General features: G+C 67.6%; 14 protein-coding genes, 2 tRNA genes and 3 rRNA genes. 10 read left to right on the forward strand and 9 right to left on the reverse strand.

Annotation, left to right across the window (positions count from 1 at the left end; translation table 11 throughout):
- Window position 1 precedes the first annotated feature (1 nt).
- The 4 genes from AC6RUA_RS08865 to AC6RUA_RS08880 form a co-directional block, all read right to left on the reverse strand.
- Complete coding sequence (locus AC6RUA_RS08865; protein WP_499812664.1) at window positions 2-1,624, reverse strand: tryptophan--tRNA ligase; 1,623 nt, start codon at window positions 1,622-1,624, stop codon at window positions 2-4.
- Window positions 1,621-2,652 (reverse strand): tRNA-intron lyase, encoded by a 1,032-nt coding sequence (gene endA / locus AC6RUA_RS08870; protein WP_499812665.1) that lies wholly within the window; start codon window positions 2,650-2,652, stop codon window positions 1,621-1,623. Before endA ends, AC6RUA_RS08865 begins: the two co-directional genes overlap by 4 nt.
- Window positions 2,653-2,772: 120 nt before the next feature.
- Complete coding sequence (locus AC6RUA_RS08875) at window positions 2,773-3,534, reverse strand: topoisomerase DNA-binding C4 zinc finger domain-containing protein (RefSeq protein ID WP_499812666.1); 762 nt, start codon at window positions 3,532-3,534, stop codon at window positions 2,773-2,775.
- Window positions 3,535-3,621: 87 nt separating this feature from the next.
- Window positions 3,622-4,638 carry an NAD(P)-dependent alcohol dehydrogenase gene (locus tag AC6RUA_RS08880; RefSeq protein ID WP_499812667.1) on the reverse strand — a complete coding sequence of 339 codons (1,017 nt, stop codon included), beginning with the start codon at window positions 4,636-4,638 and terminating at the stop codon, window positions 3,622-3,624.
- Between the two features lie 204 nt (window positions 4,639-4,842).
- On the opposite strand from AC6RUA_RS08880, the gene AC6RUA_RS08885 reads away from it, so the two are divergent.
- Window positions 4,843-5,508 (forward strand): HAD family hydrolase, encoded by a 666-nt coding sequence (locus AC6RUA_RS08885; RefSeq protein ID WP_499815428.1) that lies wholly within the window; start codon window positions 4,843-4,845, stop codon window positions 5,506-5,508.
- Here the strand turns inward: AC6RUA_RS08885 and AC6RUA_RS08890 are convergent.
- From AC6RUA_RS08890 to AC6RUA_RS08900, 3 genes are all read right to left on the reverse strand, one after another.
- Window positions 5,451-7,793, reverse strand: a complete 2,343-nt coding sequence (locus tag AC6RUA_RS08890) for a DEAD/DEAH box helicase (protein WP_499812668.1) — start codon at window positions 7,791-7,793, stop codon at window positions 5,451-5,453. The two genes, AC6RUA_RS08885 and AC6RUA_RS08890, sit on opposite strands and share 58 nt — an antisense overlap.
- A gap of 248 nt (window positions 7,794-8,041) precedes the next feature.
- A complete protein-coding gene (locus AC6RUA_RS08895; RefSeq protein WP_499812669.1) occupies window positions 8,042-9,967 on the reverse strand; it encodes an ABC transporter ATP-binding protein in 1,926 nt (641 codons plus the stop codon).
- Window positions 9,968-10,200: 233 nt separating this feature from the next.
- Window positions 10,201-10,887, reverse strand: coding sequence for an SDR family NAD(P)-dependent oxidoreductase (locus AC6RUA_RS08900; RefSeq protein ID WP_499812670.1), 687 nt, complete (start codon window positions 10,885-10,887; stop codon window positions 10,201-10,203).
- Window positions 10,888-11,055: 168 nt separating this feature from the next.
- On the opposite strand from AC6RUA_RS08900, the gene AC6RUA_RS08905 reads away from it, so the two are divergent.
- The gene (locus tag AC6RUA_RS08905) at window positions 11,056-13,731 is read left to right on the forward strand and encodes a valine--tRNA ligase (RefSeq protein WP_499812671.1); all 2,676 of its coding nucleotides are present in this window, start codon (window positions 11,056-11,058) and stop codon (window positions 13,729-13,731) included.
- Between the two features lie 223 nt (window positions 13,732-13,954).
- On the opposite strand, the gene AC6RUA_RS08910 is transcribed toward AC6RUA_RS08905, so the two are convergent.
- Together AC6RUA_RS08910 and AC6RUA_RS08915 are read right to left on the reverse strand one after the other, a co-directional pair.
- Window positions 13,955-15,013 carry a quinone-dependent dihydroorotate dehydrogenase gene (locus AC6RUA_RS08910; protein WP_499812672.1) on the reverse strand — a complete coding sequence of 353 codons (1,059 nt, stop codon included), beginning with the start codon at window positions 15,011-15,013 and terminating at the stop codon, window positions 13,955-13,957.
- A 50-nt stretch (window positions 15,014-15,063) separates the two neighbouring features.
- Window positions 15,064-15,261, reverse strand: coding sequence for an AbrB/MazE/SpoVT family DNA-binding domain-containing protein (locus AC6RUA_RS08915; RefSeq protein ID WP_277555721.1), 198 nt, complete (start codon window positions 15,259-15,261; stop codon window positions 15,064-15,066).
- A 233-nt stretch (window positions 15,262-15,494) separates the two neighbouring features.
- On the opposite strand from AC6RUA_RS08915, the gene AC6RUA_RS08920 reads away from it, so the two are divergent.
- The 8 genes from AC6RUA_RS08920 (at window position 15,495) to AC6RUA_RS08955 (ending at window position 23,016) form a co-directional block, all read left to right on the forward strand.
- Entirely contained in the window at window positions 15,495-15,803 is a 309-nt protein-coding gene (locus AC6RUA_RS08920) for a non-histone chromosomal MC1 family protein (RefSeq protein ID WP_499812673.1), read from the forward strand.
- Window positions 15,804-16,467: 664 nt separating this feature from the next.
- Window positions 16,468-17,939, forward strand: a 16S ribosomal RNA gene (locus tag AC6RUA_RS08925).
- Between the two features lie 105 nt (window positions 17,940-18,044).
- A tRNA-Ala gene (locus tag AC6RUA_RS08930) sits at window positions 18,045-18,116 on the forward strand.
- Between the two features lie 214 nt (window positions 18,117-18,330).
- Window positions 18,331-21,248 (forward strand): 23S ribosomal RNA (locus tag AC6RUA_RS08935).
- 105 nt (window positions 21,249-21,353) lie between these two features.
- Window positions 21,354-21,475: ribosomal RNA gene (gene rrf, locus AC6RUA_RS08940) — 5S ribosomal RNA — on the forward strand.
- The 16S, 23S and 5S rRNA genes sit together here with 2 tRNA genes alongside, the layout of an rRNA operon.
- A gap of 106 nt (window positions 21,476-21,581) precedes the next feature.
- Window positions 21,582-21,657, forward strand: a tRNA-Cys gene (locus AC6RUA_RS08945).
- Window positions 21,658-21,779: 122 nt separating this feature from the next.
- Window positions 21,780-21,995 carry a Sp36 family protein gene (gene sp36 / locus AC6RUA_RS08950; protein WP_499812674.1) on the forward strand — a complete coding sequence of 72 codons (216 nt, stop codon included), beginning with the start codon at window positions 21,780-21,782 and terminating at the stop codon, window positions 21,993-21,995.
- Window positions 21,988-23,016 (forward strand): DUF7972 family membrane protein, encoded by a 1,029-nt coding sequence (locus tag AC6RUA_RS08955; protein WP_499812675.1) that lies wholly within the window; start codon window positions 21,988-21,990, stop codon window positions 23,014-23,016. Before sp36 ends, AC6RUA_RS08955 begins: the two co-directional genes overlap by 8 nt.
- Window positions 23,017-23,156: the final 140 nt, after the last annotated feature.

The raw sequence follows: 23,156 nt of genomic DNA on the forward strand, positions 1-23,156 counted from the left end.
GTCACTCCTCCTCGCTCGGCGCGACCCCGCGCCGGGAGGCGTCAACGTCCAGGTCGATGTCGAGGTCCGAGAGGAGGTCCTCGGCCTCCGCGCGCTTCTCCTGGTGGTCGGCGAGGAACTCGCGCATCAGCTCCGCCGCCTGCTCCTTGCAGTCGCCGCAGAGCCGCTCGCCCCCGACGCACTCGTCGTACACCCGCTCGGCGAACTCGTCGTCGTCGCCCGCGAGCAGGTACGCGTACAGTTCGTACACCGGGCACTCGTCGGCCTCGCCGCCGAGTTCCCGCTGGAGTTCGGCCGTCTCGCGCCCGCCGGTCGTCGCCGCCTTCACCTTGTCGTACCCCTCCTCGGGGTCGTCGAGCAGCGAGATGTGGCTCGCGGGCACCGACGAGGACATCTTCCCGCCCGTCAGCCCGGTCATGAACCGGTGGTAGATGGAGGAGGGCGCGACGAACCCGTAACCGCCGTGGTCGACCTCCACCTCGCGGGCGAGTTCCTCGGCGGCGGCGCGGTCCAACTCGAAGGAGTCGACGTGCGCCTCGTAGCGCCGCTTCTCCCCCTCGATGGCCTCGACGAGCGCGTCGAACGCCTCGTCGGTCGCGTTGCGGTCGAGGAACCGGACCCGGGGCCGAAGCGGCTCCATCCCGGCGTTCTCCAGTTTCTCGACGGCGGACTCGCGCGCCGTCGCGACCGTCGGCGTCGACGCCTCGCCGTCGAGCGAGTCCGTCGTCGCCTCGCGGAGCCACGCGGCCGCCTCCTCACAGCGCGGCCGGTCGGCGTTCTCGGCGTACGCCTCGCGGTTGTCGTACGCGGTGCGGATGAGGAGGCGCTCGTCGTCGTCGGCCTCGAAGCTGGCGAACGCCTCGGTCACCCTGAAGTAGCGCATCTTCGCCGCCAGGTCGCGCGCGAACCGGACGTGCGGGTCCTGGTCGGGGCCGACCGGGATGACCGTCGGTCTGGGACCGTCGAGCTGGGGGTAGAGGATGTCCGCCATCTGGGTGACCACCGACTGCATGTGCGAGACGGACGTGCTCCCGCCGAAGCCGTAGATGCCCTCGAACTCCGCGAACCGGGCCTTCCCGCCGAGTTCGAACGCGAGGTCCTGGAGCCGGCGGTTCGTCGACTGGCGGTACAGCTCGCCCTCCTCGGGGTCGAACCCGAGCGCGACGAGCGACAGCAGGTAGTCGCGGGCGTGTTCGTCGATCTCCTTCCACGTCATCCCCCGCGCGGAGTGGGCTTCGAGGTCCGCGATGAGGCCGTACGTGTCCGCGCCCTCCTCCTGGTGGTAGACGAGTTCGTCGAACACCAGCTTGTGTCCGATGTGGGGGTCGCCGGTGGGCATGAACCCCGACAGCGCGGCGGCGTCCTCGTCGTTCCGGAGGGCCTCGGCGACCGGACGGTAGTCGCGGTGACCGAAGATGACGCCCCGGCGCATCAGGTAGTGCGGGTTCGGCACCTCGTCGATGACCGTCTCGAACTCCTCGATGCCGAACTCCTCGAACAGCTTCCGGTAGTCGTCGACGGTCGCCGACCCCCACGGGTCGAGCGCGACGCCGTCGCCGTCCGTCTCCGCGCTCGGTTCGCCGTCCGCCGTGCCCCGGTCCGGGGCGGAATCGTCGCTCGTCATGGAGTGAGCCGCGCGACCGTCAGGTACGCGGGCGAGTCGTCGCCGGCCAGCGCAAAAACCATTCGCTTCCGCACGCCGCCGGCGAGGCGCACGTCCTCAGCCAGGTCGCGGGGGTGGACGCTGTGGTCCGGCCGCACCACCCGCACCAGCGCCTCCGAGTGGGGCAGCTCCGACACCGACTCCACGGCGTCGTACGTGCGGAAGTCGGCGCCGAACTTGTACCCGGTCTTCGGGACGACGCCCTGGTCGCGCAGGTCGCGGTAGACGGAGAGCCGACGGTCGAACCGCTCGCCCTCGACCTCGCGCCCCCGGTCGACCACGGCGTCGGGGTCGAGTGCGAGCGCGTCCCGGGCCGCGAGGTCGGCTGCCTCGACGAGCGAGAGCTGGAGCGCGTCGACGGCCGCCGCGTCGCGTCCAGCGACCGGCTGGCCGTAGAACGCCGACTCGTACAGCCCGGCCGGCGGGTCCCAGCACACCACCCGGTCGTCCATCAGGTCCGCCTCCGCCGGCCCGGACAGGTCGTACGCCGTCGCGCCCGCGAACCCGCCCCCGGTCTCGCACTCGAAGTACGTCACCTCGCTCTCCTCGTCGACGACGGCGAGGACCGGACCCGGGAGGTCGGCCGCCAGGAGTTCCTGCCGCTCGCCGGCCACACGGACGCGGTGGCCCACCTCGCCGCCCGGCTTCTCGCCGCGCGCGAACGCCACCAGGTCGACCAGCGGGTCGGCGTCCGCGCCCGGCCAGCCGTCGCGAGCGGGCGAGACGTAGAACCCCCGCTCGCGCAGGTCGGCGTAGACGAGGAACCGGGCGGCGAAGCGGCCGCTCGTCGCGACCGAGTCGGCGAGGAACGAGCGGAAGCCCGCCCCGTCGACGGTCGTCAGGTCGCCCCGATACAGCAGGTGGGCCGCCTCGACGCGCGCGAGGTCCACCTCGCTCCCGCGGGCGCGGCCGTACCCTCGTGCGTCGTGGAACCGCTGGCGGGCGTCGCCGGAGACGACGACCACGCCGTCGCGGAGCGTTCCGTCCATACGCCGTATCGAGGTCGGTCCGCGTTTATGCGCACCGGTCCCGGCTCGAAGCGTCGACGCTCGCACGGTCCGTCGGTGGCGGCCGACGCCCGGTCTCCGTCCGGTCCACCCTCGGCCCGCTCACGGTCCGGCGGTGGCGTCGTGTCCGCGGTCGCAGGTGCCGTCGAGACAGCGGACGTCGCTCCCCGTCTCGAACAGCGGGAGCCCGCAGGTGCACGTGCCGGCGAGTTCGCCCGCGGGAATCGAGAACGCCGTCTCGCAGTCGGGGTAGCCGTCGCAGCCGAGGAACGTCCGTCCTCGGTGCTCGCGGACGCGCAGGTCGCGTCCGCAGTCGGGGCAGTCGAACCGGCGGTCGAGCGCCGTCTCCACGGCGTCGGTCAGCGACTCGCAGGCGTAGTCGATACACAGTTCGAACACCTCGCCGCGCGCGACCCGCATCAGCGGCAGGCCGCAGTCGCCGCACGCTCGGCCGTCCAGAACGCTCGCGCCCGCCGGGAGCCCGTAACGGTCCTCACAGCCCGTACAGACCACGTCGCCGCTCGCGCGCACGAGCGGCGCACCGCAGTCCGGACAGTCGCCCACGGGAACGCCCGCGTCGGTGACGGGGAACGTGGCGCGCCGGCCGGGGCCGTGCGAGCGGACGCGGAGCGCCCGCTCGCCGTCGCGCGCCGTGAGCGCGAACCCCTCGTCGTCCGCCTCGACGGTCAGGCTCTCCGGGCGCGTGAGCCACGCGACGGGCTGGTAGCCCGCCCGGTCGTGGACGAGCAGGGTCCGGTCGGGTTTCGCGAGTGCGACCACCCGCCCGCGCTGGGTCCGCTCCCCGCGGGGGGCGTCGAACTCGGTGGTGCAGTCGCCGGCGAAGACGCGGAGGGTCTGCGGCACAGGGCGTGTGGTCCCGGCATCCGGTTTGAATCTGAGCACACTCCTCGTCGCCTGCGCGACGACGCGCGACCTCCTTCTACTCTCTCCTCACGCCACCGTGACGACGGCGCTGCCGCGCTTGTGGCCGGTGTCGACGTAGCGGTGCGCCTCCGCGATGGCGTCGAGCGGGTAGCGCCTGCCGATGACCGCGCGCAGTTCTCCCGCTTCGACGAGGTCACCGAGGAACGCGAGGTGGTCCCGCTTCTGGCTCGGCGACCGCAGTCCGGTGGCCGCGAAGACCGCCCGTTTGCCCCCGAACAGCTTCGTCCACCCCATCCGGAGGAGGACTCCGGCCGACGGGGCGGTCGTCAGGTAGACCCCGCCCGGCGCGAGCGAGTCCCTGCACCGGGCGTAGGAACTCTTGGCCACCACGTCGAATATCACGTCGTACGTCCGTCCGGTCTCGGTGAAGTCGGTGGTCGTGTAGTCGACGACACTGTCCGCGCCGAGCGACCTCACCAGGTCCACGTTCGCGGGGCCGCAGACGCCAGTGACCTCCGCCCCGAACCGCTTGGCGAGTTGGACGGCGAGCGTCCCGACCGCACCCGACGCGCCGTTGACGAGGACCGACTGACCGGGCCGGACGGCCGCGACGTCCCGGAGGAATCCCATCGCGGTGAGCCCCCCCTCGCAGACGGCGGCGGCCTCCTCGTACGTCGCGGCGGGGGGTTTCGGTGCCAGCGCCCCGGTCTCGGGGACGCAGACGTACTCGGCGTGTGCGCCGCTCTCGGGGGCGGTCGTCCCGAACACCGCGTCGCCCGCGGCGAACCGCGTGACGGCCGCGCCGACCGCCGCGACGTCTCCGGCGAACACGTCTCCGAGGACGGATTCGGGTCGCCTGAGACCGCCGAAGAACCGCACGAGGAACGGCTTCCCCTCCCGGAAGGCCGAGTCCGGCGGCCCGACCGTCGTCGCGCGGACGCGGACCAGCACCTCGTCGTCCGCGGGCGTCGGTTTCGCCACCTCCTCGACACGCAGGACGTCGGGTGACCCGTACCTCGCGGCCACGACCGCCTTCATTCGCGTCTCGCCGCTCGCCGACTGCTCGGTGACACGTGCCGACATCTCGACCGTACGTACGCCGCCGACCGTCCTGAACTGATAGTACCAGTGAGTAGCGCCCTTCGGCAGGGTTTCGGACCGGCCGCGCGAGCGCACTCGACCCTCCGGAGTTATGCGGCGTGGCCGTGCAGGGCCGGTGTGCCCGACTCCGACTCCGATTTCGACTCCGACGCCGCGACCGACGCCCGACCGGTGGTCTGTTTCGACATGGACGGCGTGCTGGTGGACTCCGAGGACTACTGGCACCCGGCCGAGCGCGAGCGCATCTTCCCCGCGGTGCTCGACGGCGAGCACCCGGACCTCGACGAGGTGACGGGGATGAACTACCGGGAGATACACGCGTACCTCGACGCGGAGTACGACGTGACCGTGAGCGAGGCGGAGTTCGTCGACGTCTACGACGAGACGGCCGAGACCATCTACGGCGAGGAGGTCCAGTTGCTCCCGGGCGCGCGCGACTTCGTCGCCGGCCTCCGCGAGGAGGGGGTGCCGGTCGCGCTCGTCTCCTCCTCGCCGCGCGAGTGGATCGAGACGGTACTCGACCGGTTCGACCTCTCGTTCGACCTCGTCCGCTCGGCCGAGGAGTTCGACGGGCCGGGCAAGCCCGACCCGGGCGTCTACGAGGCGGCCATCGCCGACCTGGGGGGCGACCCGGCGAGCGCCGTCGTCGTCGAGGACTCCGAGAACGGCGTACGCGCGGGCAGCGCCGCCGGCGCGTACGTGGTCGCCTACCGCGACGACCACAACGCCGACACGGACCTCTCGGCGGCCGACGAGGTGGCCGAGTCGCCCGAGGACCTGTTCGCGGCGGTGCGTCAGGCCACCCGGACGATGCGCGAGTCGCGCTCCGGGAGCAGCGGGAGTTCCGGGTAGACCACCTCGACGGCGTACTCCACCTCGCTCTCCCCGGGCGGGCCGAACACGCCGACGGGGACCGTCGTCTCGCCGCTCAGGTACAGCGTCTTCGCGTGCATCTCGACGCCGTTCGCCGTCACGCGGACGCCGGCGCGCGCGCCGCCGCCGCGGTTGCGCACCGTCACCTCGCGCACGTCGTTCTCTGCGGTCCCGATGCTGTCCGGGAACGTCCCCCACTCGACCGTCGTGCGCGGGAGACCGCGCGCCTGACGCACGACGCGTTCGGCGACGCCCTCCGAGAGGCCCGCGCGGACGAGTTCGGAGGTGCCGGCCGCGACGACGTCGCCGGGGGCGGTCACGCCGCCCGCGGCGAGACTCTCCGCGCGGCCCGACCCGACGCCCTCGATGGCGGTCAGCCCGACGGCGTCTGCGGGCACGCCGTGTTCGACGCGGGCGCGGGTCCGCGCCGCGAGGTTCGCGGCCCGCCCCCCGGCGAACTCGCCGAGGAATTCCCGGAGCGCGCCCAGTAGTCGGAGCGCGTTCTGCCTGATGACCCACGCGTCCGAGCGGAGGTCCGACGGCGTCGTCCCGCCGACGGCGGCCCGGAGGATGGCGAACACCTTCCTGTTGCCCCCTTCGAGGTCCGTCGAAGTTCCCGAGAGCACGCGGTCGACCGCGTCCGCCTCGGACGCGCGCGCGGAGACGGAGTCGAACTCGGCCGCGTCCGCGACGGCGCGCAATACCGCGTCCTCGTCGACCGTCTCGCGGTCCGCCAGCCGCCGGAACCGCTCGGCGGTGTCGAGCCTGAGGTAGTACTTCGAGGTGAGCCGTCCGAGCGGCGTGCCCGCGACGGCGAGGTCCGCGTCCGTGGTGACGAACCCGCGCGAGACGAGCGAGTCGAGCGTCGCGCGCACCCGGTCGCGCACGCCCTCGAAGTCGTACTCCTCGGGCTTCGAGCGGGCGCGGACGTAGTAGAAGGTGGTCTCCAGCCAGTCCATCACGTCCTCGAGTCCGGTGATGGTGCCGAGCGCTATCTCGGCGTTCAGGTGTGACTCGATTTCGGCCGCCAGCCGCGACTCGATCTCCTTGCCCTCCCGGAGCAGGCGGCGGTACCGGTCGGCGTCCGCACGGTCGCAGACCACCCAGCCGTACCCCACGTCGTCGTACCCCGGGCGACCGGCGCGTCCGAGCATCTGGAGCACGTCGAGCGGGGAGACGTCCACCTCGCCCTCCAGCGGGTCGTGGTGTTTCGTGTCGCGGATGACGACGCAGCGCGCGGGGAGGTTGACGCCCCACGCGAGCGTCGAGGTGGAGAAGAGCAGTTGCACCTTCCCCCGCTTGAACCACTCTTCCACCTTGTCCCGGTCGTGCTTCGAGAGTCCCGCGTGGTGGAACGCGACGCCGTCCGGGACGGACTTGCGGAGCGTCTCGTTGTTCAACTCCGCGGCCTCGGTGTGGAAGTCGTAGTCGCCGCGCGCGCCGATGGGGACGTCCCGCTCCGCGAGTTCGTCGCGCGCCTTCTTCGCGGCCATCACGGTGTCCTGCCGGGAGGAGACGAACACGAGCGACTGCCCGCCGTCGCGGACGTGCGGTTCCGCCAGGTCGAGCGCGCGGTAGAGCCGCCGGTACTTGTCGGCGAAGGAGTTCTCGCCGTGCGTGTACGTCTTGACGCCGGTCTCGAGGTCGACGGGGCGGTACTCGTCGCCGAACTGGAACGTGGTCTCGGGCGGCGCGTCGAGCCACTCGGCCACGTCGCCCACGTTCGGCATCGTCGCCGAGAGCGCGACGACCCGCGGGTCACAGATGCGGCGCAGCCGCGAGACGGTGACCTCGAGCACCGCGCCGCGCCGCTCGGAGTCGAGCAGGTGGACCTCGTCGATGACGCAACAGGAGACGTCCGTGATGAAGCCGTAGCGGGCCGACTCGTGTTTCCGCGTCGCCGAGTCGGCCTTCTCGGGCGTCATCACGAGGATGTCCGCCCGCTCGGCCCGGCGGGGGTTGAGGTCGCGTTCGCCCGTGACGACGTAGACGGTGTAGCCCAGGTCCTCGAACCGCTCCCACTCGGCCTCCTTCTCGTTCGTCAGCGCGCGCAGCGGCGCGACGAACAGCGCGGTGCCGCCCGCGCGGAGCGTCTCGCAGATGGCGAGTTCCGCGAGCGCGGTCTTCCCGGACGCGGTGGGGGCGGCGGCGACGACGTTCTCGTCGCGTTCGACGACGGCCGGGAGCGCCTCGCGCTGCATCCGGTTGAACTCCTCGAAGCCGAAGGCGTCTGCGAACTCGGGGACTGCGTCTGCGACCTTCATTGGTGAGTAGTGGGTGCCCGGTGTGACTGACGGGTCCCCGGCGGGGGGTCCTGCTCGCGCCCGGGGACCGCGTCGGTGGCTGTGTAGTAGTCGGGGCGCTTTCGCGGATAGACCTTTCCTTCCGGGTCATGTCAGGCGACGCGAGCGCGTAGTCGTTCGACGCGGGAGCACGCCCACCGGGTGGTCGGGAGCGACCGCGTCCGCGCGAGCGGCGGCCGTCCTCACCCGTCGGGAGCGGCCGTGGCGGGCTAGTCGTCCGCGCTCGTCGGTTGGGTACTCATGCTCGCCTGGGAGTTCCAGAGCGTCGCGTACGTCCCCTCGTCGTTCCCGACGAGTGCGGTGTGCGTCCCCGTCTCGATGATCTCCCCGTCCTCCATGACGACGATGCGGTCGGCGTCCCGTATCGTCGAGAGGCGGTGGGCGATGACGAAGGCGGTTCGGTCCTCGACGAGTCGTTCCAGGTTCCGCTGGATTATCTCCTCGGTCTCCGTGTCGACGTCCGACGTCGCCTCGTCGAGGACGATGATCGCGGGGTCGTTGAGCAACGCCCGCGCGATAGAGACGCGCTGGCGCTGTCCACCCGAGAGTTTCACGCCGCGCTCGCCGACCTGCGTGTCGAAGCCGTCGGGAAGCCCCTCGATGAACTCCGCGGCCCCCGCGGCCTCGGCGGCCTCGCGAACGCGCGCGTCGGCCCACTCGGGGACGGTGTCGTCCTCGGAGTCGTACAGCGCCCGGAAGATGGCCCGGTCGCCGTACGCGACGTTCTCGTAGATGGTCCCGGAGAACATGTACGGGTCCTGTTCGACGACGCTGACCTCGTCGCGGAGTCGCTGGAGGTCGAACTCGCGGACGTCGACGCCGTCGACGCTGACCGACCCCTCGTCCACGTCGTAGAAGCGCGAGAGGAGCTTGAGCAGGGTGGACTTGCCCGACCCGCTCGTTCCCGCCAGTCCGACCGTCGCGCCCGCGGGGACGTCGAGGCTCACGCCGTCGAGGATGACCTCGTCGTGGTCCCCGTAGCTGAACACCACGTCGTCGAACTCGACGGTCCCCTCTATCTCGTCGGGGGCGTAGGCGTCGTCCGGCGAGGTGATCGTCGGGTCGTGACCGAGGATGCCGAACACCCGTTCGGCGCTCGACTGGGCCTTCTGGTACTTGTTCGCGGTCTTGCCGATCCGGGTCATCGGGCCGTCGAGCCTGCGCAACAGCATGAAGAACACCGCGAACGACCCCGCCGAGAGCCCGCCCGTGATGGCGCTCTGCCCCCCGAAGAGGAGGATGAGGACGAACGTCGTCCCGATTATCAGCCGGAGCGAGGAGAAGAAGACGCGCCGGACGGTGATGGCCTCGATCTTCTCGTCGCGGTACTCACCGCTCTGGTCGGTCACGCGCTCGGACTCGATGTCGTACCGGTCGAACGACTTGATGACCGCCGCGCCGCCGAGGTTGTTCGAGAGGCGCGTGTTGAGTCGTGCGACGAGTTCCCGGATGTGTTTGTACTTCGGTTCGATCCAGACGATGAACTTCGCCGTCACGAGCGCCAGCACCGGCATCGGGGCGAGCGCGATGGGCGCCAGCCCGGGAGCGAGGTAGACCATGTACGCGCCGACGGCGACGAACATGACGATGGCGCGGACGATCATCCGGATCTCGCCGTTGAAGAAGTTCTCCAGCCGGTTGATGTCGGAGTTGATGACCGACATCATCGCGCCCGTCTGGTGGTCGTTGAAGAAGCCGAGCGACTGGCGCTGCATGTGGTCGTACGTGTCGTGTCTGAGGTCGTGTTGAATCTCCTGTGCGGCCGTCTTGAACAGGTAGCGGGTGGCGAACTGCGCGACCGACTGGAGAACGTACGCGCCGGCCGCCAGCAGGCAGAGCCGGTACAGCAGGTCGAGGCGACCGGCGGCCGACGCCTCGGCGATGGACCGGCTCGTCAACAGTCCGAGGTCGGCGAGGATACCCGGCCTGCCGGTCTGGGTGATCACGCGGTCGATCGCCGCCGCGATGACGAAGACCGGAACGAGTCGCGCGACCCGCATGACCACCGCCGCGACGACGCCCGCACTGAGCCGCCGCCAGTACGGGCGGACGTACTCCCAGAGGTTCAGCATCGGGTGCCCCTCGACCTCTTCGCGTATGTTCTCGAAGCCGCCGTGAGCGTCTGACGTTGACATCTAGTTCCCTCAACCCCGACGTCTGCCGAACATAAACCTGTCTTACACGGGCGTTGACACCGGAACCCGAACGAGGATACCGGTAGTGTCGACTCACTAATCAGTACTGGGTTGCGTGCAACATACGGCCGGGACCGTCGTTCGCGCGCCCCGCTCACTCCCGCGAGCGAGTGGGGCGGCGCAGGAGCGGCGTTCCCACTCGCACACGTCGCCGTCCCGGACCGGCGGACCGCTCAGAACTCCTCGACGTGCGGCCGGAGGTCCAGTTCCAGCGTCCACGCGCTCCGGTCCTGTTCGACGAGGTGCCAGTAGCTCTCGGCGACGGCGTCCGGGTCGAGGTACTCCTCGGGGGTCTCCACCTCCTCGCCCGGGGGGCGGATGCCGCCGTCGAGGACGACGTGCGCGACGTGGACGCCCGCCGGGCCGAGTTCGCGCGCCATCGACTCGGCGAGGCCGCGCGTGCCGAACTTCGCCATCGAGAAGCCGACGGCGTTCTCGCGCCCGCGCACGGACGTGGTCGCGCCGGTGAAGATTACCGTACCCCCGTCGCCGTCGAGCATGTCGCGGACCGCCTCGCGCGAGCAGAGGAAGCCCGCCCGCGGCCCCACCTCGTACGCCCGGTCGAACGCCTCGCGGTCGGTGTCGAGCAGGCCCGTCCAGCCGGCGGCGCTCGCGTGGTTCACGAGCACGTCGACCGGGCCCAGGCGCTCCCGGACCGCCTCGAACGCCGCCTCGATGTCGGCCGGGTCGGCGAGGTCCGTCGGGACGGCCGCCGCCTCCGTCGGCAGGTCGTCCGCGAGGCCGTCGATGTACGACTCGCTGCGCGCGAGCAGGCCGAGCGAACAGCCCTCGGCCGCGAACGTGCGGGCGATAGACTCCCCGAGGCCGGGACCGACGCCGGCGACGACTGCGGTGTGCATACGCGTCGTCGCTCGGCCGGTACGGTGATAACGGTTGGCAGGGTCGGGCGAACGCTCCGGGCGGCGGGAGACGAGAAGCGACGGGAGCGGACGGCCCGAGCGCGGCGTGGCAGGCGCTCCCGAACAATCGAGTCGTTTAACAGCCGCTCGGGGGAACTACCCACCGGAATGCCCAGTGGAGACTACGACCCCGACACCGTCGAGCCGAAGTGGCAGCGGCGGTGGGTCGAGACCGACACCTACGCGTACGACGAGGACGCGGCGGCGGACCCGAACACTGTCTTCTCCATCGACACCCCGCCGCCGACCGTATCGGGGAGTCTCCACTGGGGTCACGTGTACGGTACCATCCTCCAGGACACCGTCGCCCGGTTCAACCGCATGCACGGCGAGGAGGTGTTCTTCCCGTTCGGCTACGACGACAACGGCATCGCCTCCGAGCGGCTGACCGAGGAGGAACTCGGCATCCGTCACCAGGACTTCGAGCGCCGGGAGTTCCAGCAGAAGTGCCGCGAGGTCTGCCGGGAGTACGAGGCGGAGTTCACCGAGGAGATGCAGGAACTCGGCGTCTCCATCGACTGGAACGAGACGTACCGGACCATCGAGCCGCGGGTCCAGCGCATCTCGCAGCTCTCCTTCCTCGACCTGTACGAGCAGGGTCGCGAGTACCGGGAGAAGGCGCCGGCCATCTGGTGTCCCGAGTGCGAGACGGCCATCTCGCAGGTCGAGACCGAGGACGACGAGCGGGACAGCCACTTCCACGACATCGCGTTCACCCTCCGCCGGTCGGAGGGCGCGGGGAGCGCCGAGGAGGAGGACGAGACGTTCACCATCTCGACGACCCGCCCCGAACTGCTCCCGGCGTGCGTCGCCGTCTTCGTCCACCCGGACGACGAGGCGAACCAGTACCTCGTCGGCGAGGAGGCCGAGGTGCCGCTGTTCGGCCAGCGCGTCCCCGTCATCGCCGACGACCGGGTCGACATGGAGACGGGGTCCGGCGTCGTGATGTGCTGTACGTTCGGCGACCAGACCGACATCGAGTGGTACCAGGCGCACGACCTGGACCTCCGCATCGCCATCGACGAGTCCGGCCACATGACCGGCGTCGCGGACGAGTACGAGGGACTCCACTCCGCGGAGGCGCGCGAGGCCATCGTCGCGGACCTCGAGGAGGCGGGCGCGCTGCTGGACCGCCGCGCCATCACGCACACGGTGAACGTCCACGAGCGGTGCGGGACGCCCGTCGAGTTCCTCGTCACCGAGCAGTGGTACGTGAAACTGCTCGACCGGACCGAGGAGTACCTCGCGGCCGGCCGGGAGATGGACTGGTACCCGGAGAAGATGTTCACGCGGTACAAACACTGGATCGAGGGGCTCCAGTGGGACTGGCTCATCTCCCGGCAGCGCTCGTCCGGCATCCCGTTCCCCGTCTGGTACTGCGGGGACTGCGACGAACCGGTGTTCGCCGAGCGCGAGGCCCTGCCGGTCGACCCCCTGTCGGACGACCCGCCGGTCGACAGTTGCCCCGAGTGCGGGGGCGACGAGTTCGTCCCCGAGGACGACGTGCTCGACACGTGGGCCACCTCCAGTCTGACGCCGCTCATCAACAGCGGGTGGGACTGGGACGAGGAGCGCGAGACGTTCGATATCGGGCGGCCGGAACTCTACCCGATGGACGTCCGCCCGCAGGGCCACGACATCATCAGCTTCTGGCTGTTCCACACGGTCGTCAAGTGCTACGAGCACACCGGCGAGACGCCGTTCGACTCCGTGATGGTCAACGGGATGGTACTCGACGAGAACCGCGAGAAGATGTCGAAGTCGAAGGGGAACGTCGTCACCCCCGGCGAGGTGCTCGCGGAGTACCCCGTCGACGCCGCCCGCTTCTGGGCGACCGGGAGCGCCGTCGGCGACGACCTGCCGTACCAGGAGAAGGGGCTGCGCGCGGGCGAGAAGCTGATGCAGAAGCTGTGGAACGCCTCCAAACTCGTCGACTCGCTCACGCCGGAGGCGGACCCCGACGTCGCGCACGGGGACCTGCGCGCGCTCGACCGCTGGCTGCTGGCGGAACTCGACGCCGAGGTGACCCGCGCCACGGAGCGGTTCGAGGAGCGGGCGTTCTCGAAGGCCCGCGACGGCCTGCGGAGCTTCTTCTGGCACACGTTCTGTGACGACTACCTCGAAGTCGCCAAGACCAGAGTTCGGGAGGCCGACGACGGCGACCCCGCGGCGCAGTACACGCTCCGGGTCGCACACCGCCGGTTCCTCAAACTGTTCGCCCCGTTCCTCGCCCACGAGACCGAGGAGCTCTGGCAGGACCTCTACGCCGAGGCGGGGGTCGCCGACGGCGGGTCGGTCCACCGGACGGACTGGCCGGAGCCGCTGGGTGTCGGGGCCGACCGCACGGCCGGCCGGACTGCGATGGCCGTCGTCGGTGCGCTCCGCCGGTACAAGAGCGAGCGGGGCCTCCCGCTCAACGCCGAACTCGCGTCGGTCGAGGTGTACGGCGAGGGGGACGTCGCGTCGTTCGCGGCCGACGTCAGGGGCGTGATGAACGTCGCGGACCTCGACGTCCTCGACGAGGAGCCGGAAGTCGAGACGGTCGTGACCGGCATCGACCTCGACTACGCGCAGGTCGGCCCCGAGTTCGGGTCGAAGGTGGGGGACATCGAGGCCGGTATCGCGCGGGGCGAGTACGAGATAGCCGACGGGGAACTCCACGTCGCCGGCGAGACGCTCGGCCCCGACCTGTTCGACGTCGAACGCGAGCGGCAGTACTCGGGCGCGGGCGAACTGCTGGAGACCGAGGACGCCGTCGTCATCGTTCACGACGACCGCGAGTGACGGACGGTCGACCGCGCTCTCTCGTTCGGCTCCCCCGAGCCGGTCGAGATGGATAGACGCGCCCTCTCGCTCGGCGGACCGCCGCTCGCCGCGGTGTTCGGGACGTTCCTCGCTCGCGGGGACGACGTGAACGGGCTCGTGCGGCGGCCGCCGTTCGTCGTCGCGGGCGTCGCGTCGGGGCTCGTCTCCGCCCTCCAGGTCGTCAGCGCGCTCCTCGGCGGGGTTACCGGAGGTCCGCGCCGACCGCGTCGGTCACGGAGTCGAACCCGTCGCGCTCCAGCAGGTCGAGCAGTCCCTCGTTGATGTCGCGCGCGAGGCTCGGACCCTCGTAGATCAGTCCGGTGTACAGTTGGACCGCGCTCGCGCCCGCGCGGAGCTTCCGGTAGGCGCCGCGCGCGTCGGAGACGCCGCCGACGCCGACGACGGGCACGTCCGTCCGCTCGGCGATGAACCGGACGAGCGACGTCGCGTGCGCCTCGATGGGCGCGCCGGAGAGGCCGCCCCGCTCGGCCCGGTTGTGGCTCCGCAGGCTCGCGGGGCGCTCCGTCGTCGTGTTCGTCGCGATGACGCCGTCGAGCCCCAGGTCGTCGACGACCGCGAGCGCCTCCTCCACCGCCCGTTCGGGGAGGTCGGGGGAGAGCTTCACCAACAGCGGGGCCGCACCGGCGTCTCCGAGCGCGCCGAGGATAGCCTCGAGCGAGTCGCGGTTCTGGAGCGACCGGAGGCCGGGCGTGTTCGGGCTGGAGACGTTCACGACCACGTAGTCAGCGTGCGCGCCCACGCGCTCGTACGTGTAGCGGTAGTCGTCGGCCGCCTCGGACAGCGGCGTGGACTTCGACTTGCCGACGTTGAGGCCGACCGGAACGTCCGGAAGCGGCTCCGCGGCCATGCGCGCGCCGACCGCGTCCGCGCCGTCGTTGTTGAACCCCATGCGGTTCACCAGCGCCCGGTCCTCGGGGAGGCGGAACAGCCGCGGCCGGGGGTTCCCCGGCTGCCGTTCGGCCGTGACGCCGCCGACCTCGACGTGCCCGAACCCGAGCGCGGCGAGCAGACGCGGGACGCGCGCGTTCTTGTCGAATCCGGCGGCGACGCCGACGGGGTTCGCGAGCGGGAGACCGAACGCTTCGGTGGCGAGTCGCGGGTCCTCGACGACGTACCGGTCCCGGAGGGCGGACTCGACCGGCGTCCCCTGTGCGGCACGCATCGCCCGCTGGGTCGCCTCGTGAACGGTCTCGGGGGGGAGCGCGAACAGCGCCGGCTTCAGGAGGTCGTAGGCCCGCATCGACCGGACGCACGGCTCGCGGGGGTATGAAAACGCGGGGTGAGAAGGGGTCAGAAGTCGTGCTCGACCTCGTCCGGGTCGGCCTTCTGGATGATGATCTTCCCGTCGCGGACGCGGACGAACACCTCGTCGCCGATCTCGAGGCCCGCGACGGCGAGTTCGTCCTCGTGGAGGTTCACGTGGACGTTGTGGTACTCGCCGTTCTCGTCTTTGGCGCCACTCGGACTGAGCGTCTTTTTCCGGACCATCGCGTTCGTTACCCGGGGATTCGCCGCACGAGATACATAAGTGTTGTTTACGCTACCCGGTGTCGCCCGGCGCGCGCGACCGAATACTGGTCGAAACAGCCGCGTCTCCGCGCGGTCGACCCCCCAAAACCGCCCGCCGCGACGACGATAGTATAAAATCTTCCTTCAGATAGCCCTCGTTTCCCCGATATATTATAACAGAGTGTGTGTTGGCCTCACACGGAGGAAAAACCATGGTACGTGAGGACGGTAAGCGGAACTTCGCGTTGCGCAACGCCAACGGAGCAGAGGATAGCGTGTTCTCGGGAAACACTCCCCGGCAGGCCGCCCTGAAGGCGGCGCGCCGCCTCGAACCGGGCACATCCGAAGAGGAAGCCGAGCGAGTCGAACTCCGACTCCGCGAGAAGGGGAGCGACAAGGTCCACATCTACGAGGGGTGGGCCTGGCGCGAGACCGCTCCCGACAACAAACCCGACTGGATGCCGGACGAGATCACCGAGGCGAACGTCTCGAAGCAAGGCATCGAACACCTCGAGAGCTGAACCGTCGGTCGTCGTCACCGTTCTTTCGCACCACGCGCCCTTGCCCGACCGCCACGCACTCGACCGGGTCGCGCCCGCCCAGCGTTCGGGCAGCCGGGGCCGTGCGTACTGGGCAGTAGTACACGGTCGTGCATGAGTACGCCCCCCATGAAACCGCATGACGGAGCCGACCCGAAACGACGGGCTTTTACGTAACCCTGCCATTCGAAGAAATGCGAAGGTCGCACGGCGCGTCCGTGCGGCACGGCACGCCCCTTCGGGGCGATGTCGCAGATCGAATCCACTGCCCTTAAGTATACGAGGCAACTGGAACGATACGTGCGACCGACACACCCCGTCGGGGTGGGGTCGGACGCGTTCCGGTGTCCTTAAGTGTATCAGGGCATTCGGATTGGATGCGAACGACACAACGCGAACCGCCGGCCGGTTCACCCCGGCCGGGTTCGCCTCGTCGACGCACTCCGAAGGGCTTAAGTCCCTTCTCGGAGTACGTTGATATCCGCAAGAAATGAGGATTCCGCCCCTGCGGTCCGCCGCAAGACGGTATCTGATGTTAGCCTCGATGGTTCGGTGACACCCGGTTGGTGTCACCGAGCTCGGACCACGCAATGGTGAACCACGTCTTTGACGTGATTCCCGCCACCCCGCTCCATCGTGGAGCGACATTCCGGTTGATCCTGCCGGAGGTCATTGCTATCGGGGTCCGATTTAGCCATGCTAGTTGCACGAGTTTAGACTCGTAGCGAATAGCTCCGTAACACGTGGCCAAACTACCCTACGGACCGGAATAACCTCGGGAAACTGAGGCTAATTCCGGATACGGTTCTCACGCTGGAACGCCGAGAACCAGAAACGCTCCGGCGCCGTAGGATGTGGCTGCGGCCGATTAGGTAGACGGTGGGGTAACGGCCCACCGTGCCGATAATCGGTACGGGTTGTGAGAGCAAGAACCCGGAGACGGAATCTGAGACAAGATTCCGGGCCCTACGGGGCGCAGCAGGCGCGAAACCTTTACACTGCACGACAGTGCGATAAGGGGACCCCGAGTGCGAGGGCATACAGTCCTCGCTTTTCTGAACGGTAAGGCCGTTCAGGAACAAGAGCTGGGCAAGACCGGTGCCAGCCGCCGCGGTAATACCGGCAGCTCGAGTGATGACCGATTTTATTGGGCCTAAAGCGTCCGTAGCCGGCCGAGCAAGTCCGTCGGGAAATCCACCAGCTCAACTGGTGGGCGTCCGGCGGAAACTGCTCGGCTTGGGACAGGAAGACCCGAGGGGTACGTCCGGGGTAGGAGTGAAATCCCGTAATCCTGGACGGACCGCCGATGGCGAAAGCACCTCGGGAGGACTGATCCGACGGTGAGGGACGAAAGCTGGGGTCTCGAACCGGATTAGATACCCGGGTAGTCCCAGCCGTAAACGATGTCTGCTAGGTGTGGCACTGGCTACGAGCCAGTGCTGTGCCGTAGGGAAGCCGTGAAGCAGACCGCCTGGGAAGTACGTCCGCAAGGATGAAACTTAAAGGAATTGGCGGGGGAGCACTACAACCGGAGGAGCCTGCGGTTTAATTGGACTCAACGCCGGACATCTCACCAGCTCCGACAGTAGGAATGAAGGTCAGTGTGATGAGCTTACTCGACCTACTGAGAGGAGGTGCATGGCCGCCGTCAGCTCGTACCGTGAGGCGTCCTGTTAAGTCAGGCAACGAGCGAGACCCGCGTCCCTAATTGCCAGCAGTACCCTTGTGGTAGCTGGGTACATTAGGGAGACTGCCGCCGCTAAGGCGGAGGAAGGAACGGGCAACGGTAGGTCAGTATGCCCCGAATGAGCTGGGCTACACGCGGGCTACAATGGTCGAGACAATGGGTTCCTACCCCGAGAGGGGACGGTAATCTCACAAACTCGGTCGTAGTTCGGATTGTGGGCTGAAACCCGCCCACATGAAGCTGGATTCGGTAGTAATCGCGTGTCAGAAGCGCGCGGTGAATACGTCCCTGCTCCTTGCACACACCGCCCGTCAAAGCACCCGAGTGAGGTCCGGATGAGGCTCCCGTTGGGGAGTCGAATCTGGGCTTCGCAAGGGGGCTTAAGTCGTAACAAGGTAGCCGTAGGGGAATCTGCGGCTGGATCACCTCCTACTGACCGGGACCAGGGCGACGCCCTGGCCCACCTTTGTGGTCCGGCTCGTGACGCCGACCGGGCACCTTCGAACCATCGAGGCTTACCGCCCCCCGACGGGGGTGGGCCCGTAGCTCAGTGGTAGAGTGCCTCCTTTGCAAGGAGGATGCCCTGGGTTCGAATCCCAGCGGGTCCATGTCCTCGGGGTTCGTCGGTTCGAACCGCTCCCCTTAAGTGGGAGACGACGAAACGACGAATCCCGAAGCAAGACCGATGCACCATCCCGCGAGAGCGTGGTTGGGAAGGGTCGAACACGGACCGCAGTAGACGGCTGTGGACGTGTGATGAGACCGTGTGTACGTGCAATCCAGACGCCCACTGGACCCGTTCATCGGGACCAGTGATCATCAGTCAATTGGCTACTGTGCCAGCTGGTGGATGGCTCGGCTCGAGAGCCGACGAAGGACGTGCCAAGCTGCGATAAGCTCCGGGGACCCGCATGGAGGGTAAGAACCGGAGATCTCCTAATAGGAATCCTCAACGCAATTGCCTTGCGCAATAGGGAACGCTCCGAATTGAAACATCTCAGTAGGAGCAGGAAAAGAACGCAAACCGCGATGTCGTCAGTAACCGCGAGTGAACGCGACGCAGCCCAAACTGAAGCCCTCACGGGCAATGTGGTGTTCGGGCTGGTATCAAGCAGTTCGTGACTGCGAGAAGTCTCCTGGAACGGAGCGCGATACAGGGCGACAGCCCCGTACCGTAGACACGACCTGCGGACCAGTTCCCAGAGTAGCGGGGGTTGGATATCCCTCGTGAATGTCCCAGGCATCGACTGGGAAGGCTAAACACTCCTCGAGACCGATAGCGAACAAGTAGCGTGAGCGAACGCTGAAAAGCACCCCGAGAAGGGCGGTGCAATAGGGCCTGAAATCAGTTGGCGATGGAGCGACGGGGCACGAAAGGTCCCACGTGGAACGACCGAGGCGCGAGCCTCCTGTAGGACTCGTGGGAAGCCGGTGTTCCGTCGTACGTTTTGAAAAACGAACCAGGGAGTGTGTCTGTTCGGCGAGTCTAACTCGATTATCGAGGAAGGCATAGGGAAACCGATACGGCCGCAGCGCTTTGCGCGAGGGCCACCGTGTTCAAGCGCGGGGAGTCGAACGGACACGACCCGAAACCGAGTGATCTACGCGGGGGCAGGGTGAAGCGCACCGAAAGGTGCGTGGAAGCCCGTTAGGGTTGGTGTCCTACAATACCCTCCCGTGACCTGCGCGTAGGGGTGAAAGGCCCATCGAACTCGGCAACAGCTGGTTCCAACCGAAACATGTCGAAGCATGACCTCTGCTGAGGTAGTCCGTGCGGTAGAGCCACCGATTGGGAGACCCGACTCCGAGAGGAGTCGGCCTCCCTGTCGAACTCCGAACGTACGGACGCCACGGAAGCAGGGAGTCCGGTGTCCCGGGGTAAGCTTGGGCACCATGAGGGGAACAACCCAGAGCCTGGTTAAGGACCCAAAGTGTGGACTAAGTGTGATTTGAAGGTAGTCTCGAGCCCTAGACAGCCGGGAGGTGAGCTTAGAAGCAGCTACCCTCTAAGAAAAGCGTAACAGCTTACCGGCCGAGGTTTGAGGCGCCCAAAATGATCGGGACTCAAGTCCACCTCCGAGACCTGGCGGCGCGGCTGACACCGCGATCCCGTAGGTTGGCGTTCCGTTTGGGTGGAAGCTCGGGCGAGAGCTCGCGTGGACCGAACGGGAACGAAAATCCTGGTCACAGTAGCAGCGATATTCGGGTGTGAACCCCGAAGGCCTGAAGAGTAAGGGTTCCTCGGCACTGTCAATCAGCCGAGGGTTAGCCGATCCTAAGTCCCGCCGTAATTCGAACGGGACGAAAGGGTAACTGGTTAATATTCCAGTGCTACCACGCACTGAAAGTCGACGCTTTGGAGTCGGCTGAGCCGGACCTTCGTCCGGTCGAATCGTCCAAGCCCGTGGAAGCCGTAACGGCACGAAGCGGGCGAACGTCGAGACAGCGCAAGTCAGCTCAATCCAGAGCCCGTGAAAAGACGAGCGTGGTATTCGTACCGAGATCCGACACAGGTACTCTGGCAGAGCAAGCCAAGGCCAACGGGAGCAACCGACGTTAGGGAATTCGGCAAATTAGTCCCGTACGTTCGCAATAAGGGATGCCTGCCCTCCACGGGGCAGGTCGCAGTGACTCGGGCGCTCCGACTGTCTAGTAACAACATAGGTGACCGCAAATCCGCAAGGACTCGTACGGTCACTGAATCCTGCCCAGTGCGGGTATCTGAACACCTCGTACAAGAGGACGAAGGACCCGTCAACGGCGGGGGTAACTATGACCCTCTTAAGGTAGCGTAGTACCTTGCCGCTTCAGTAGCGGCTTGCATGAATGGATCAACGAGAGCGCCACTGTCCCAACGTTGGGCCCGGTGAACTGTACGTTCCAGTGCGGAGTCTGGAGACCCCCAAGGGGAAGCGAAGACCCTATAGAGCTTTACTGCAGGCTGTCGCTGGGACGTGGTCGCTAACGTGCAGGATAGGTAGGAGCCGTTACACAGGTACCCGCGCTAGCGGGCCACCGAGGCATCCGTGAAATACTACCCGTTAGTGACTGCGACCCTCACTCCTGGCGGAGGACACCGGTAGCCGGGCAGTTTGACTGGGGCGGTACGCGCTCGAAAAGATATCGAGCGCGCCCCAAGATTTCCTCACGCGGGTCGGGAACCCGCGGAAGAGCGCAAGAGCAAAAGGAAGTCTGACAGTGTCATTCCCAACGAGTGACGCTGACGCGAAAGCGTGGTCTAGCGAACGGACCAGGCCTCTCCATGAGGCCGGTTTACGACAGAAAAGCTACCTTAGGGATAACAGAGTCGTCACAGGCAAGAGCACATATCGACCCTGTGGCTTGCTACCTCGATGTCGGTTCCCTCCATCCTGCCCGTGCAGAAGCGGGCAAGGGTGAGGTTGTTCGCCTATTAAAGGAGGTCGTGAGCTGGGTTTAGACCGTCGTGAGACAGGTCGGCTGCTATCTATTGGGGGTGTTACGGTACCTGACGGGAACGTTCGTATAGTACGAGAGGAACTACGAATGGTCGCCACTGGTGTATCGGTTGTCCGAGAGGGCAGATGCCGAGAAGCCACGCGACACGGGGTAAGAGCTGAACGCATCTAAGCTCGAAACCCACCTGGAAAAGAGGTACCACCGAGGTCACTCGTAGAAGACGAGTTCGATAGACTCGGGGTGTACGCGCCGAGGCAACGAGGCGTTCAGCCCGCGAGCACTAACAGACCGAGCCACACTCATGCACTGGCCCGTGTGAACGGGTCCAGGCGTTAACTGGATTGCACGTACATTACGGTCCATAGACCGACGCAGGCGTACATCGGATCGTTCCCGATGGTCGGCCTTAAGGCGGCCACAGCGGCGGGGTCACACCCGTACCCATCCCGAACACGGCAGTTAAGCCCGCCAGCGTTCCGACGAGTACTGGAGTGCGCGAGCCTCTGGGAAACCCGGTTCGCCGCCTACCACTCATACGCAGTTCGATGCCCACCAGCACGTGCTGGTGGGCTTTTTTCATGCGCAGACGGCCCATCCGCTAGGCTTAAGCGGTGGACCCGTCTCCTAGCAGACGCGCCAAGGTGGCAGAGTCCGGTCAGACGCGACGGCCTGCAGAGCCGTTCTACGCCGGTTCAAATCCGGCCCTTGGCTTCGATGGCTTCTCTCGATTTCTGTCGCCCCCTGACGAGCGCCAGCAGCGTACTTCGAGACGGAACACCCGTTTACCACCGGGTGCCACCACCCCTATAGACGGGGGCGGTGTCACTACCGGTGTGTCCACTGGCAACCCGACTAGGTGGGAGTACTGCAGTCTTCGGCCGCCGCGCGAGGAGACGAAGAAAGAGGCGAGCGACCCGACGGAGGACCTCAACGAACTGGGAGAGGAGGGCTGGGAGCTCGCCGACACCGTCGACTACGTCGGCGGCGGGACGAAGTACCTCGTCTTGAAACGACCCGCAGACGCCGCGCCCGACGCGACCGATGAGTGAAGACGACAGCGCCGACAACGTCAAGACGGGCAACACGATGCGCGAGCGGTCGGACGAGAGCAGTCTCAAGATATGGCTCCTCCTCGGACTCAACCGCGCCCTCCTGACGGCCGCACTCGCGGGCTTCGTCTTCGGCGGGTTCATCCTGTTCAGCGCCGCCCTCGACCCGTCGTTGCAGGCCGAGATCAAGTCGACGGACACTATCGAGACCATCTTCTCGACGATGATTAGCGTGCTCGTCACGGGCGCGACGCTCGTCGTCACCATCAACCAACTCGTCCTCTCACAGGAGAACGGCCCGCTCGGTGACCAGCGCCAGCGGATGAGCGACGCGATGGACTTCCGGACGTACACCAAGGACCTGCTCGGTGGCGTCGTGCCGGCCGACCCGTCGGCGTTCCTCAAGGCCCTGGTGGAGGAGACGGAGCGCCGGTCGGAGGCGCTCGACCGCATCGTCTCGGAGGGCGACGACGAGGAGCTACGGCGACAGGTCACCGAGTTCGTCGACAGCGTCCACGGGAACGCACAGGAAGTGCAGGACGAACTCGACGGCGCGAGTTTCGGCACGTTCGACGTGCTGTTCGCGGCGCTCAACTTCAACTACTCGTGGAAGGTGTACCAACTCGAGCGGATGACTGCGGAGTTCTCCGATTCGCTCGACGAGGACCAGCGTTCGGGGTTCGACGACCTGCGGACCGCGCTCACGATGTTCGGCCCCGCCCGCGAGCACATCAAGACGCTCTACTTCGAGTGGGCGCTGGTCGACCTCTCGCAGTACATCGTCTACGCGGCGGTGCCGGGTATCGTCGTCGCCGGGGGGATGCTCGCGTTCGTCGGCGCGGAGACGTTCGGCCCGGCGACGTTCCTCGGGCTACCGGTCGTCACGTGGGTGGTCGGTGTCGCGTTCACGATTACGCTCATCCCGTTCCTGACGTTCGTCTCCTACATCCTCCGCATCGCGACGGTGGCGAAGCGGACGCTCGCCATCGGCCCGCTCATCCTCCGGGACTCTCAGCGGTGAGGCGGTGACGGGGACGGGGCGACGCCGGGTGACCGGCTAGAGCACCCTCCGGCGCCGCCGGGGTGGTCCCGCCGCGCCGACGGCGTCGCTCCCGCTCGAGAGCCGTCCCGTCGGACTGCTCCGACGAGCGTGCAGCAACC

The organism is Halorarum sp. SLYT50 (assembly GCF_059821265.1).